Here is a 14,553-nt window from a genome sequence, read left to right on the forward strand (position 1 = left end):
CCCCGTGCTGTTGACGGGGGTTTCTTGTACTTTACATTTGTTTCCACGCACGCCGCCCCATCCATCTGATGCTTGTATAGCCTGCAAACACTCAGTAAAGATAAGCACGGTCATGTGTTGATTCAGCTCTCCGCTTCCCATTCTCGCTTAAACGCAATTGCCTTGCTCTATTTCTTTAATCGGTTCGGGACTGTTTCAGGTTCACCCCACCACGAACCGATTGGACGGGCGCGGCACGCCCAGATGCTCACGCAGCGTACTTCCGCTGTACTCCGTGCGAAAAATGCCACGATTTTGCAGTTCGGGGATGACAAAATGAACGAGATCGTGCAGCGATTGCGGCAGCAGGTGCGGAATGAAAGTGAATCCGTCCGCAGCATCGTTCGTCAGCCATTCTTCCAAGCGATCGGCAATTTGCGCTGGAGTGCCTGTGATCGAAAAATGCCCGCTCTGCTGCCTCACATGCTCGTACAACTGGCGAATCGTAACCAAACCGAGCTGATCCGCTGTTTGCTTCCACTGTCTGTACGAAGCCGTTCCAGCGTCAGCCAGATCCGGTTCGGGAAGCGGATCGTCGAGCGAGTACCCAGAGATGTCGAGTCCAAGCGAGGATGAAACGATATCCTTGCGCGCCTCCGGAAGCAACAAACGCTCCTGATGCTCCCGCTTCTCCTTCGCCTCGGCTTCCGTTGCGCCGACTACCACATTCAAGCCCGGCATCAGCAGCAAATCAGACGTGGCCCGGCCGTATTTGGCCAAGCGCCGTTTCAGGTCGAAATAAAAAGCTTGTGCTTCCGGCAAGGTGCGTAAAGCGGTGAACACGACGTCCCCCTGCTGGGCCGCCCGTTCCCTGAAAGTATCAGACCGTCCGGCTTGGATAATGACGGGATGACCCTGAATCGGCCTTGCCACATTCAGCGGCCCGCGCACGGAAAACCACGCCCCTTCATGATGCAACGTGTGAATTTTGGCAGGATCGGCAAAATCGCCCGTTTCCCGGTCAATCTTGATCGCATCGTCCTCCCAGCTGTCCCACAGCGCCTTAACCACATCAAGAAATTCCTCAGAATGCGCATGCCGCTGCTCGTGCAACGGACGGTGATCGTTGCGAAAGTTGTGCGCATCCAGATCGCCGATCGAGGTGACGACGTTCCAGGAAGCGCGGCCGCCGCTCAGATGATCGAGCGTCGCCAGCATGCGCGCGACATGAAACGGTTCATGGTAGGTCGTCGATATCGTCGCGGACAAACCGATATGCGAGGTCGCCCCTGCAAGAGCAGACAGCAACGTCACAGGCTCGGGCCAAACGTTAATCCCCCGGCGAAGTTCTTCCGGGCTGTTTGCTGATATCGTATATTTATCCGGTTGAAAAATATAATCGAGCTTGCCTTCCTCTGCCGTTCGCGCCAGCTCGCGATAAAAGGCAAAGTCCAGTATCCGTTCCGGCTGCGCCGTCTGATCCCGCCATCCCCCGCCAGACGAACCCGGCGTTATAAGCAAGGTAGACAGCTTCAACTGCTTTTTACAATGGAGCATGATCGGCCCACTCCTGTCGTTGGTAAATGGGATAGTAGACGGTCAACCTGGTCCAGCTGCCATTCCAATGTGATCGCTTCATAGGAAGCCCAGCGATGCTCAAGCACATGCACCTGACCCCTCCGTACTGCTTCATGGTTTTTCCAGCCTTTCGTACGCTGCAATTCGTCGAACCATTCCTGAAATTGTTGTTCTCTCCCGCGGATGACGATCAGCTTATCTGCCTGCAAATCCGCGAATCGAGCAAAGTCAATCGGCACTCGGCGAATGTGTTCATCCTGCTGGACATGGTTCACCAGCAAGCTTGGAGCAGAAAAACCGAGCACCTCGTAGACGGTCGGAAAAAAACGCGGGGCGTGCAGCCACACCTTGCCATTGTCTATGCGCAGAACAGCAGCCGTTATTTCCGGAGCGACCAATGGACGCACTCGCTTCTGAACAACCTTTTTCTTCAACTCGTAGCGCTCCAGCCACTGGTTGGCTTCCGCCTCTTTGCCGAGCACCCGGGCGATTCGCTGAAGGCGCTCGAACGGCCGTTCGTCCCAAGGTACGACGATAACAGGTGCCAGTCGGGAAATGACGGAAAACTCCGAGCTTACCATAAAATCTGAAGCCACGATCAAATCCGGCTGCAGAGGTTCAATTCTCGCCAGCTCCACTTGGTTGTCGCCGATACTCTTGATACTGCTCGCGATTTCCCGAAGCGAATCGAGCGAAATGTCGAGCGCGCCAATCGGCTTAACGCCAAGCGCCAGCATGTCCCCAACATAGTGCGGCGTGACGATTTTCGTATCGCAGCCACGACTGCACGCATATTGTTTCGGGGGAAGGCCGACGATTTGTTTGAATCGCCGATTGAAATAATGCGTGTCTTTGAACCCGCTGTTGCGCGAGATGGTATGCAGCAGCTCGCCACCGATAAGGAGTTCCTCCTTCGACCGATTGATCCGATAGGTGGTCAAGTAATCGATCGGGCTTTTTCCCGTCGTCCTTTTGAACAAACGGGTATACTGGCGAACACCGAGATTCGCTTGCTTCGCCAATTGCTGCACGGTCAGTTCGTCGGCATAATGATCGTGCAAATATGCAATCGAACGCTCGATTGCAGCGGCCGAGTTCTCCTCCGCATCGACCGTTCGCGTTTGCTCCAAAAGGAAGCAAAGCAACTGCTGAAAGGCGATCTGCATTTTGAATTGCTCGATATCATCCTCCGCCGGCCAACGCCGCAGCAAAGCTTGACAGTCGACGAGCACGCGATGAGCCGGCTTCATGTTGAAAACGTGATCGAAACGGAACCGGAACGTTTCCCCGCCCTTATTCCCTTTACTGCGCTCCACTGTCCGAAATAACAGGCGGTACAGCCGCAGCTCCTTTTGCCCCGTATTAGCTATTTCGCAAAAGGTTGCAGGCTCCACCATCCAGCAGGCTCCCTTGGCAATCTGCTCAGCGTTTTCCTGAAGCCAGAGCTTGCCTTGTCCATCTGCCACAGCCATAAAACTAAAGCTGCTTTCCGCCCGAAACCGCCTAGTATCCTTCGCAAGTACGCAAACTTTTTCGACCTCTTCAAGTACGAACAAGGGGAACTGATTCCTCGTGTTTTCATCCGGTGCATTTCCCATGTCCGAACCCCCTTTCGCTTTCGTGCTTATTTCAGCAAGAGCCTTTCTACTTCACCAAACGCCCAATCCAACGTGCTGGCATCGGCTATAGATAACCGTTTGTCAATCACATACACCTGGTTATTTTGAACGGCAGGCAAGTTTTTCCAAACAGCACCTTTCTTCGCGTCTTCAAACGTCTGTTGCGATTCCTCGTCATTCACGATGACGAAAATACGATCTGCCGCAAACTCCGGCAACACCTCCTCCGCCAGCGGTACAACTCCCTTGAAATTCTCTTGCTGCTCCAATTCCTGCAGCTTTTTCGGCGGAATCAGGCCCAACACCTGATAGACGGTCGGAAACGTGCTTGTCCGATATGTATAGATTTGCTTTAAGGCAAATTGAATGACGACACCTGTTTCCCCTTGCTTGAACATTGGCTTGACTTTGTCCTGCAACTGTTTGGCTTTCGTTTCATAGCGCTCGATCCATGCCTTCTCCTCCTGCTCCTTTCCCAAAATGTCTGCGGCGAGATGCAGCGATTCAAATGCGTCCCCGAAGAAAGGGACCGCCACGACTGGCGCGATTTTGCTGTAGGCTTCGATTTCTTCTGGCGCCATGCGGGCGGAGACGAGAATCAAGTCGGGATTTAGCGCCAATACGGCTTCCTTGCTCGCTGTGTCCACAGCGATGTTGGCAATGCCTTGCTTCTCCTCGGCAGAAAAAAATCGCAGTAACTGGTCTGTCGCTCCGATCGGTTTTTGCCCGAGGGCCAACATTTCGCCGACAAAGGCCAAAGCGACCACCCTTTGGGGCCGAACGGGAATCACCACTTCCCGATTCAACGAATCTTTAAACGTTCTCATTTCTCCTTTTTCCGCCTCGGAAGCGGACTGCGCGCTTGAACTCAAGCTTTGCGCTGCCCCAGACTGAGAACTTCTGTTACCATCTGCATTGCTTCCGCAAGCGGACAGTACAACTGTTAGGCTCAAAAGCAAAGCGGCCGCACCGATCATTGTCTTGTAACGAAACAACTACAACCCCTCCGATAATATTGATTATCATTTTCACTTGGCTATTATAATCGGATAACAAAGGCTATTCAATGGAGGAACAGGACTTGTTTCGATTAAACAATTGCGACATGCAATTGGCGCTACCAGGGCGACGTCCCAGTCACTAGCTCCAGTTGCCCATCAATCACCTGCCCCTCTCCTGCTCTGGTGAGACGAAAACATATCATCGTTTTCCCATTTGAGCACTGCCTTCGTCACTCGGGATTTGAACCGTAACCCCAATCACGCAGAAGCGAACCGCGCCAACCCAGTCGCCGACCGATTTATCCAGCGGTTTGCCTACGAAAAGAGCAAGCACCCCTGAAAGGAAGGCACTTGCTCTGATTCAACTGCCTATTTTTTCGCTCCCGTGCTCACCAACCAATCCGCCAGCTCTTCCGTTTGCGACAAGGTGGCGATCGGGTCGAAATACCATGATTTCGCTTTTTTCCAAATGTAGACGCGATCGTTTTTCACAGCGTCGAGCGTGCGCCAGATCGGATCGGCTTTCAGATCAGCCATCGTCCGCTCTTCGGAGGTCAAGATGATATAGTCACCCGCGTAGGTCGGCAACCTCTCGCTGGAAACTTCCACTTCCTGCTTCTCCATAATCTCCTTGGCGATGGCAGCCGGAGGTTTCAAGCCGAGCCCGCCATAGACGGCTTGGCCGCCGCGTCCGAAGTTGTCGCCGAAGACGCCTGTTTGCTTGCCCCAATCTTGCATGATGGAAACGGTGGCATCTGCCGGAACGACTTTGGCTATCTTTTCCCGCGCCTGCGCGATTCGCTGGTCATACTCCGTGAGCCATGCCTTTGCTTCCGCCTCTTTGCCCAACAACTGTCCGACAAACGTAATCTCTTCGTGCACATTTTTCAGCTGTCCAAACGGAACGACAACCGTCGGCGCGATTTTCTGGTACTGCTCAAAAGCGGCCTTGTTTCCGGTGAAGATCAAGTCAGGTTGAAGTTCCAGCATTTTCTCCAGGGAAATATTTTCGTAATCCCCGATGTTCTCCACTCCGACAAGGGACTCCGCAAAGTACGGGTTTTTCAAATTCAGCTCCGGCGTGCCGATCGGCTTGAACTGCAAGGCTATGAAGCTGCCGAGGTACAAATCGACGATCACTCGCTTCGGCGCTGAAGGAATCTCAATCTCTCCTTTGATCGTTTTCATGATGCGCACCTGTTTTTGGCTATCTGCGCTCGCGGCACTTTGCTCTTTGACCGCAACCGCTTGCGGATTGCCGGAAGCAGCGCCTGCCCCGCCACCAGTACCTGCACCGCATGCGCTCAACACCAGGGCGAAGCAGACCAGCATCGTCGCGACGATTGACAACTTGCGACTGTTCATCGATGTTTCATTCCTTCCTTTATATCGATAATGATTCTCATAACCACTATCAATATAACGGCGGACGGAAAGCGGAACAATGGACGAACGGCGCAAAGCGTATGGACAAATTTCCGTCCCGAGCGCTTCCCCCTGTTTTTTGAAGCGGATCGGCGACATCCCCACGTATTTCGCAAACAGTCGCGAAAAATAAAAGCGATCGGCGTAGCCGACTTTTTCGGCAATTTCCTGCACAGTGGCATCCGAATGCAGCAAAAACGCTTTGGCTTGCTCCATCCTGACCTGGATCACAAACTCCATCAAGCTGTGCCCCGTCTGTTTTTTAAACAGCTTGGACAGATGCTTGGCGCTATAGCCGAAGCGCTGCGAGATCGTCTCCACTGACAGAGGCTCCGCGTACTTGTCTTGTATGTATAAAATCGCTTGCTCGACAACAGAAAGCGCCCCCGTCTTCCCGTCCTGCTCCTGGAGCTGCTGCAAAATCTGGTGCACCCACAGCTGAAACAGCGTTTTGACGTGAAATCGCTGCAAAGGTGTGGACGACTGCCATTCCTCGTACATGGCGACAAGCAAGTCTAGCAGTTCGAGCGGGGCTTTCGGCTTGACTTCGTACGTGCGAGCGAAAGGATTGGCTGTCTCAAGCAGGACGCGAAGCTCTTTTCGCCAAGGCAGAAACACTTTTGCCTGATAGAGGATCAAATAAAAGACGACGGCATCGTCCAGGCAATAAATCTCCACCCGCGAGCCTTTTCCGCTGTGCAAGACGTGGAAAGGACGGGCGTCGTAAAAACGCCCATCCAAGTAGACATGGGCGTGCCCGATCGTCGTGTACAAAAATGCGCTGGCTGGCAAGCGGTAGGAAAACGGGGCTTCATCGCCTCGCAGACGATGCTGCCGAACATCGATCATTTTGATTGTCGCCTGGTTCCACAAGGCGATGTACTGTTCCAGTTGCAGATGAATCTCCCCCTCTTTTTTCCAGCAGACTGGACTGTTCTCTACAACACTCTATCGATAACCATTCTCACTGTCAATTCACGCATCGCACTAAAGGGCCATGAATGCTGCGTGAACGGCAAGCGGCTCTATCCCCTTTTCTTTTCTGGAAAAACAGCGACACGTTTCTCACAAAAAAAAGAGAGATTCGCAATCGAACCTCTCTTCATGAACAGTTCCTAGGAGACGCTGGCTGGCTGACCTCCGCGATGCTTGGCAAACACGAGCAAAGCAACGCACGCCAGCGACAGCGAGCAAACGAGATACGGAATGGACATCTGCCAGCTGTACAGCATCGTCCCCGCCAGCGGGCCGACAAACGAGCCGACACCCTGCGCCGCCCCTGTGTAAGAAGCCACAGCCGACTGTTCTTCCGCCGAAACGGCCAGAGACGCTGCCGTAATATAGCCGGGCAATGTAAATCCGATCCCGATTCCGTGGAAAAGAAAAGCGACGATGTACCAGGCCGGAGCGAGCATAAACAAAGTAAAGGCGACAAACAGCGAGCTCAACCCGATTTTCAGCAGGCGGGCGGGCTGCCATCTGAGATAACGCCCAACCAAAAGCTGCACGACAACGACAATCACACCCGCAACAGACAGGCCGACACCGATCGATTGCGCCGCTGCCTTATCGCTTAATTGAAGCTGATCTTGCATGTAAATCCCGCACGTTACTTGCAGCATGATCATGACGGTGGACAGCAACAGGCCGATCAAGATGTACAAGCGAATGCGCGGATCGGTCATCGAGAGCTTGACCGCTGCTTTCTTCACCTGACCGCCCTTGCTATCCGGCAAAATGATCCCGCTCAAAATAGCGACAGCGACAAGCAACGCGGTCGATACATACATCGGGGAAGTGAACCCGATCGGCGTCAAAGCCGCCCCGAGAGCTGGCCCGAGAACAAAGCCCATCCCGCTCGCCCCTCCGAATAACGCCATGCCGGAAGCGCGATTTTGCGCGGTCGTCCATTCCATCAAGTAGCCTTGGGCCATCGTCGGAATCGCCCCGAAGAAAAAGCCGCCAACGGCGCGCAGCGCGAACAACTCCCAATACAGGACAACGGCATTGCCGGGAGTTGCTTTTGCCCAGTCAGCGAGTAAGGCAAAGCTCGCCAAGGTCAGCGTATACCCGAGAATCGCAATGACCATCAAGCGCTTGCGATTGGTGCGCGACCATTTCTCCCATAAAAAACTGCCGACGATCCAGAACAATCCGGTAATCGTCACCAGACTGCCCGACTGGATTTCGCTAAAGCCCAGCGTTCGCGCCAAAAGTCCCAAAATCGGATTGAAGGTAGCGATCGACGTCATCGCGACTAGGACGGTAGCGAAGATCATCCAAAAATGTTTTTTCAATCTGCTTCTCTCCTCTCATTCCTTTGCAAGCTGCAACAACTTGACGCTGCCGCCCATCTGATAGTGATTATCACCCGCGAAGCCGTCGCGCCTCTACCTGTAGCGGTTGTTTTTCTGCCTGCAAAAGAAGAAAAACAACCCGAACGTCGCTCGGGTTGTTTTTAGGAGAACTGCCGTCTTACGTATTCACTTGGGTTCATGCCGTATTGCTTGCGAAAAGCTGCCGTAAAATTGCTCGCATTGCTGTACCCGACAGCAGCGGCTGCCTGCCCGATGGTGAGCTGTTCCGTCTCCATGAGCGCCAGCGCTTTTTCCATCCGCGCCTGCCGAACCTGTTCGAAAATGCTCATGCCGTACATCTCGCGAAAGCCTTGCTTGAGCTTGCTCTCATTCATCCCCGCCATGCGGGACAGCTGGCGAATGCTGTACGGGTTCTCCAAGTTTTGCACAATCGTTGCCTGCACGCGAGCCAGCATCTCCACATCCTGCTTGCGCAAGTTGACGCTGCTGCGCGCTTTTGCCGTGCCGGGACTTTGGCTGACCAGCGCGATGATTTCCATCGCCTTGCTCTCCATGTACAACCGTTTGAGCGGCCCCTGGTACGTGCAAAAGAACATATCGTGGATGCATTTCTGAATCGCTGGTGACGTGTCATAAGGCTCTACGCCGCCCTGATGCCGATTCAAAAACGCTTCGAAAATCGAGCCATCCTCGCTTTGTTCGGAATAGCTGAGAAAATGCTCGGGACTCATGCGAATCTCCACGTGCTGGTTGCGAATCCCTGCTTTTCGTTCCAGGTACACCTTCTCGTCTGCCAAAAAGACGACGCTGCCTTCCTTGCTTGCGATCTGCTTTTCCTTGCCGTTCCAGGCGCAATACGTCTGGCCGCTCAAGCTGTAATTCAACTCCAGCAGCTGGAAGTTTTCCTGAATCGTGTACTTCATGTCTTCTTCCAGCAACAAGTCGGTCATGACGATCTCCATGCCAGGGCGAATCCGCAGCCGAGTGATGCCGCCCGAGCCGATATGCGCGGGAGCGATCGCCTGTTGTTCCCAGGAACGGTCAAGCAAAGTCGCCTGCATGGACGCCAGAAACTGCGGGAAATATTCTTGCATATCCGATAACTGTATATGGAATTTCATCGTCATCTATCCTTCCCCGTAACGGAAGGGAGCGGCTGGTCGTGCCCCTTCAGTCTGCCACTGCTTGTGACAGAGGCTTTTTCATCATGTTGACGTATTGTACCATATACAAATATCGTTCGGTCAACAACTCAACTCCCGCTTTTGCGTCGCGCATATAGTGGCCGCCCGCCTCGGCCAGACGTGCGATCAGCTCGGCAAGAAAGTCCATCCCGTATTCCCGCGCACTCGCTTCGAGGCGGGCGAGCGTTGCCAGGTCAGCAGACTCGAATTTGCGGATGCCTTTGAGCAGCATGCGCTCTACCCAATCTTCCAGTTTTTCGCGAAAAGCAAAAATCTCCTCCATGTGCGAATCCTCACACTCCACTGCCGTTATAAATCAAGCTTCAAGCTCGTCAATGATTTGCCTTGCAGCATGCTGATCGGGTACAGCTCATCCCCTCTGACTTGAACAAGCCAATACACGTCCCGCAGCTCCAGCAGCCGCTTGTTGTTTTCCAGATAGCGAATCGTTTTGTCGAACTCGCCCTGGTATGGAATGACAAGCGGGATGCTCTCGCCGTCGTGCGCTTCGACCGTAATGATCAGCTGCTGCGTGGCTGCTTCATAAAACACTTGCAGAACGGACTTCGTTGGGAGCAAAAAGACGTGCTCTGTCGCCTGCTCAAACAGGACGCCTGCTCCCTCGCCCATGCGCTCGGCCAAATCGCGGCACAGCGTCTCGCCCAGATCGAGTTCCTCGATATTTTCCCTCGGCAACACGACAAGCTTCGTCTCATCGCTCGATGACAGCCGCTGCTCCCGGTTCGTCTTCGCACTCGTCAGGCTCACCTGGGAATGGGACAGCTCCTCCATCGTCACCAGTCCGCCCCATGGCGCCTTGCTTTTGTAGCTCGTCGCATACGTAAAGCTCGTTCCCTCGTAGTAGACAGGCCGGGCCTCGGTATACGTGTAAATGCGCTTGTCTGCCAGCGAGAAAAAGTAATACGTCACACCCTTGTAGCCGGAGCGCGTCTCCCATGGATTGGCCCCCAGCGCGTACAGCGTCAGGTGCGGCACTGTGTGGTATTTGCTTTTAAAGCTGCCCAGCAACTGTTTTTTCAGCTCTGGACGCTCGCTTTTTTCCAGGGCAGCCAGCCCCAGGTAGACGCGGGCCAGTCTGTCTAACAGCACGTCTTGCGAAAACTTCACGTGGCGCTGGAAAAACAGGCCAAGCTCTCCTTTGATCCCGCGCAAATCTTTTTCCAAGGCAGGCAAGTTCCCGTTATGGGCCGCAATCGCCAAAAGCTCGAAGCGCGTACAAACCGTCTCCGGCAGCTTCGCCAATCCGATTCCGAGCACTTCGGCCAGCAAAGCTCTCGCCTCCGCCGCCACCTCTGCGTCATAGCTGACATCCGTGATGTCTGCCTGCAACGCTTCCCGGTCGTCGATCTCATGGACGAGACGATAGCGCAAGAGGCATTCCAGCTTGTGAATGCAGTTGCCTTTTGCCTTGCAACTGCACATCGCCCGGCTCAGATCGGCTTCCTGGTCGAACGAAACCTCGACCTGTTGAAGCTGCAGCGTCACGGTCAAAAAGGACGTTTCCGCAACTTCCAGCGCCTCGCCGTACTCTAAGCGGAACAGCACTTCCTCGATCTGTGCCGCGGTAAAAGCCTGCAAAAAATCGGACGGATGAAGCTGCAACAACCAGCCAAAGTCAGGCTTGAATACGGCAGGCTCATCACCCGCGTCACCCATGCCAGCTGCTGGCTGATGCTGTGTGGCGTAAGCGACGATCGCCAGGATGACATGCTTGCATATTTTATCTGACGGGCACGAGCAGGAAAAACGCTCGATGTCTCCGTACAACAGGCACACGCTGTCATCCGACAGCGCGCACCTGACATGATCATCCATGAACTCATACGAAACCGTAACGCCCTTCTCGATTTCCTTGCATGCGCGATTGTAAAGGCCCTTGTTGGCGTACTTGATCAAATATTCCTCGTTGCACAGTCCGATCCATCGCTGAAAATCGCTTTTGAAATCTGCCATGATTACTTCCCGGTAGCACGCACGACATCGTAGAGCGTTTCACTGAAAATCCGCGCCGGAAGCGTCGCCAGCTTCAAACGGTCGATCGGCTTGAAGTACATGTACTTGTACTGGCTGTCGTCATTCGGGTAAAAAGCGAGGCTCTCCAAAGTGACGTCATCCATGCCGTCGTAGTACGAAATGCTCGCTCCGCTGATTTTCAGCTCGGCCACGACATTGCCGTACAGCTTGTAAAACTCGTAGTAGAAGCCCGCATCCTGCGGAGTGCCTTTGATCCAGCCGTATTTCTCCATCGTTTTGGCAAAAGCGGTTGGCGTGTAGGCGCCGTCCGGGAGCCGCAGCACTTCGTCCGCTTTCAGTTCTTCTTCTGTCGGCAGGAACAGTTCGCGGTTCAATTGGTCAAACGGCTGGGAAATTTCGTAATCTTCCAGCTGAGTGCGCCAGCCTGCCAGCGTCTCTTCGTCCAGCTCCAGCGGATGCACCAGGCCGATTTGCGCTTGTTCTGGCAACTCGTATTCGTCCTCGTCAACGGTGTTGAACGTTCCGTCATCCATATAGCGGAAAGTGGCCGCGAGCGAACCGTCCTCGTAAACGCCCCAGATCAGGCCAATCGCGAATTTTTGCATCAGCACATTTTCCACAAACAGGCGGTTCCACGCTTCTGTCGTCCAGTAGCGCGACTTGGACAACGATTCTTCCAGTCGCAGCGCCTGCAGCTTGACCATGCTTTTCAGGTCTTTTTTCAACTGGGCAAAAGTCGCTCGTGCCTCTTCCGCCAGCTGCTGATCGTCTTTTTGCGTCGGAGCAGGCAAATTTTTGACCGCCTTGCCCGTGCTGTCGTTGGTCACTTCCAGCTCCAGCTCGTTGCTGACTTTTACCGTAAACGTGCGTTCGCCATAAGAGAAAACTTGCTTGCCGGACGCATCGAAGCCAAGCTGGGTAACCAGCCGATCTTCCAGTTCTTCCGCTGAAATTTTCAGGTTGGCCGCCGCCATGCCCAGCGCTTCCTCTGCCGCAGAGCGGACTTGCTTGTTTTTGATCGTCCGTTTGATCGAATCGATCTGCCGCAGCGCTGCCAAATCTTCCGAGAAGGACAACGCCCGCACTCCTTCTGCGGCGAGCGCTCCGCGGGAGTAGTCCGTCCATTCCTTGATCATCTGGCTGATCGTATCGACCGTCCGTCTGTCACCGAGCGCAATCGCGAGCGGCATGACCCATTTTTCTTTTGCCACCGCTCCCTGGTCGAGCCACGCACGAAGCACTTCGGCAACAAAATCGGCGGCCGACGCGGCGGTGAACTGAGCTTTCAGCAGCAACACGTGCGGAGATGGGGCCGTTGGCGATTCCAGCGATTGCGTCAAAATGTACTCGATCAGCTCTTTGCCCAGCTCGTTGCCTTGCTCGTCGCGCAGTTGCGGGAGCAGTTCGATCGGCAGCCATTTGATCCGGGCGAGCTTGCGCTTGTCGATCAGATTGCCCAAGTTGGCGATGCTGGCATCTGGCCCTTGGCCGTCTGCCTCGATCAAGTTTTCGAGCAGCGCCTTGAATTTGCTGTTTTTCTCCTTTTGCAACAGGTCCGCAAAAATGTCTTTGCGGTTATCCAAGGTGCGAATCGCATCAAGCGCCCACTCCTTGACTTTCGCTTTCTTTTCCGTGGTGTACACTTCTACGCACAGTTCCTCGTCCTTCGCGTGCAACAAAGCCGCATTGGCGAGTCCCGTCACTTTTTTCGACGAATCGGACAGACCGAGGCGAATGGCCTGGTTGCGCACCTCGCGCGACACAGGCTGGTTGGCGTCCAGAAGCGTTTCCAGCACAAACAGGCGAACTTCTGTATCAAACTTGTCGAATGCGTCGAGGCATATTTGCGGATAGGCGCGAACGAGCGACTGATAGTGCTCTGCTTTGACTTCTACGTGGTAGTAGAGAGAATTTTTGATCGCCAAAATTTGGTGAACAAGCTGTTTGATATCTGTCTCAGGATCTTGTTCGTACATGCCTACCAGCTTGATCAAGTCGTTCTGGAAAGCATGGACGTAGCACATATGTCCAACCATGCGCCCCGACTTGCCGACGAATTTGCTCATCGCCGCCGTGAGTCGAGCTACAAAAGGATGCTCCACTGGCAAGAAGCTGAGCAAAATCATTTGCTGTCTGACGCGGTCGAAATCTTCCAGATGGACGTTTGCCAGCGCTTCTTCCAGCGTGTCTTTGCCCTCCAAATAATTGGCCAGCTTTTGCGTTCCTTTCATCCGGCGCAGCGCATCCAGCGCAATCGCTTCCAGCGTCGTGTCCGCAGTGGACAGGTCGACTCCCTGATCGGTCAGCTTTTTGTACAAATACCCTTTCACAATCGGAATCGCAGCGATGTCCAGGGCGCGTCTGGATTTTCCGAGGTCAGCCAGCACGACCTTTTCCAGCTGCTCCCAATTGGTAGGCGGCTGGAGCAAGTGGCTTCGCATGGCTAAAAGCAAGTCGTATGGCTCCTCCATCTTCACGAGCTCGCGCAGGCGGACGTCGTGATCCAAAATGTCGAGCGGGTACAGCTCGAACATCACTTGCAAAGCCGCGAGCAGCTCGCGGTCGCTCTCTTCAGGCTCCGCGAGAAACGCTGTCATTCCGCCCTTGACATGCATCCGGTAATACGCCAGGCTGAGCATGATTTCGAAGTAGCGCTTCAAATGCCTCTGATTAAGCAAAGAGCTTTCCGGTGTAGATTCATCCGGGAAATGCGTCTCGCGCAATTGCGCTTTTTTCTCCTTGCAGTACGCCGGATAGAGCGACTCGCTGGTCAACGTGTTGCTGTTGACTGGCAGCACGGCAACTTTTTTGGCCATTTGCCATATTTCCGCGACGTATGCACGGGTATCGCCCGTCACCAGGTGGTAGTAAACAGGCTCAAGCTTCTCTCCCAATGATTCCAGCAGGTTTGGCGAGATAGCGTAGGCGTAGGCGAGCAAAAGGATGTGCTTGGAGCGCGCAAAGACAGAAGTGTAGTCCCGGCTGATGCTTGCCCGGTAGTCTTCCACCGTTTTGCGCAAAAACTCGCGGAACAACGGCATACCGAACTGCTCCACAGTCTTTTTCATCGCGTCATACGATTTTTGCTCGACAGCCAGAAGCTCTTGCAGGCGGCTTGCATCCACGTCGACGTCGCGCAACTCAATCGCATCCAGGAAGCAGCGCTCCATGACGTTTTGCTTTTCGTAAAAGCGGTGGCTGGTCTTGTACAATACTTCCGCGGCACGATAAAAAGCGGTCTCGTCTCCGCGCTTTTTCAGTTTGTCCAACTGCGGCATGAGCGCATATCCGTAATAGCGCTGATCTTCGACAATCGGCGGGCATTCGTTTGTCTCTTGCGTCAAGTAGTCCGAGATGCTGTCGATCAAATGAGCGTTCTGCGGGCTGTCTGATTTGTAGCGCTCCAAAAATGTCCCAATGATCGGATGGGCGTCGAGTTTTTTCAGTACCATCT

Annotated in this window: 9 protein-coding genes; all 9 read right to left on the reverse strand. The window is 54.0% G+C overall.

Annotated features, from left to right (window positions below; all coding sequences use genetic code 11):
• Window positions 1–201: 201 nt before the first annotated feature.
• On the reverse strand, window positions 202–1,536 hold the full coding sequence (locus EDM60_RS07130) for an LLM class flavin-dependent oxidoreductase (protein WP_122963342.1): 1,335 nt from the start codon (window positions 1,534–1,536) through the stop codon (window positions 202–204).
• Window positions 1,512–3,155 carry an AraC family transcriptional regulator gene (locus EDM60_RS07135; RefSeq protein WP_174769206.1) on the reverse strand — a complete coding sequence of 548 codons (1,644 nt, stop codon included), beginning with the start codon at window positions 3,153–3,155 and terminating at the stop codon, window positions 1,512–1,514. Before EDM60_RS07135 ends, EDM60_RS07130 begins: the two co-directional genes overlap by 25 nt.
• 26 nt (window positions 3,156–3,181) lie before the next feature.
• Window positions 3,182–4,048, reverse strand: coding sequence for an ABC transporter substrate-binding protein (locus EDM60_RS07140; protein ID WP_167470246.1), 867 nt, complete (start codon window positions 4,046–4,048; stop codon window positions 3,182–3,184).
• Window positions 4,049–4,546: 498 nt separating this feature from the next.
• On the reverse strand, window positions 4,547–6,451 hold the full coding sequence (locus tag EDM60_RS07145) for an AraC family transcriptional regulator (RefSeq protein WP_122963643.1): 1,905 nt from the start codon (window positions 6,449–6,451) through the stop codon (window positions 4,547–4,549).
• A gap of 266 nt (window positions 6,452–6,717) precedes the next feature.
• On the reverse strand, window positions 6,718–7,899 hold the full coding sequence (locus tag EDM60_RS07150) for an MFS transporter (RefSeq protein ID WP_122963344.1): 1,182 nt from the start codon (window positions 7,897–7,899) through the stop codon (window positions 6,718–6,720).
• Window positions 7,900–8,060: 161 nt separating this feature from the next.
• Window positions 8,061–9,041 (reverse strand): helix-turn-helix transcriptional regulator, encoded by a 981-nt coding sequence (locus EDM60_RS07155; protein WP_167470247.1) that lies wholly within the window; start codon window positions 9,039–9,041, stop codon window positions 8,061–8,063.
• Window positions 9,042–9,090: 49 nt separating this feature from the next.
• The gene (locus EDM60_RS07160; RefSeq protein ID WP_122963346.1) at window positions 9,091–9,387 is read right to left on the reverse strand and encodes a hypothetical protein; all 297 of its coding nucleotides are present in this window, start codon (window positions 9,385–9,387) and stop codon (window positions 9,091–9,093) included.
• Window positions 9,388–9,413: 26 nt separating this feature from the next.
• Complete coding sequence (locus EDM60_RS07165) at window positions 9,414–11,078, reverse strand: SWIM zinc finger family protein (RefSeq protein WP_122963347.1); 1,665 nt, start codon at window positions 11,076–11,078, stop codon at window positions 9,414–9,416.
• Window positions 11,079–11,080: 2 nt separating this feature from the next.
• Window positions 11,081–14,551, reverse strand: a complete 3,471-nt coding sequence (locus EDM60_RS07170; protein WP_122963348.1) for a DUF4132 domain-containing protein — start codon at window positions 14,549–14,551, stop codon at window positions 11,081–11,083.
• Window positions 14,552–14,553: the final 2 nt, after the last annotated feature.

Origin of the sequence: Brevibacillus parabrevis (assembly GCF_003710905.1) — a bacterium.
In the GTDB taxonomy this organism is placed as follows: Bacteria; Bacillota; Bacilli; order Brevibacillales; family Brevibacillaceae; genus Brevibacillus; species Brevibacillus parabrevis.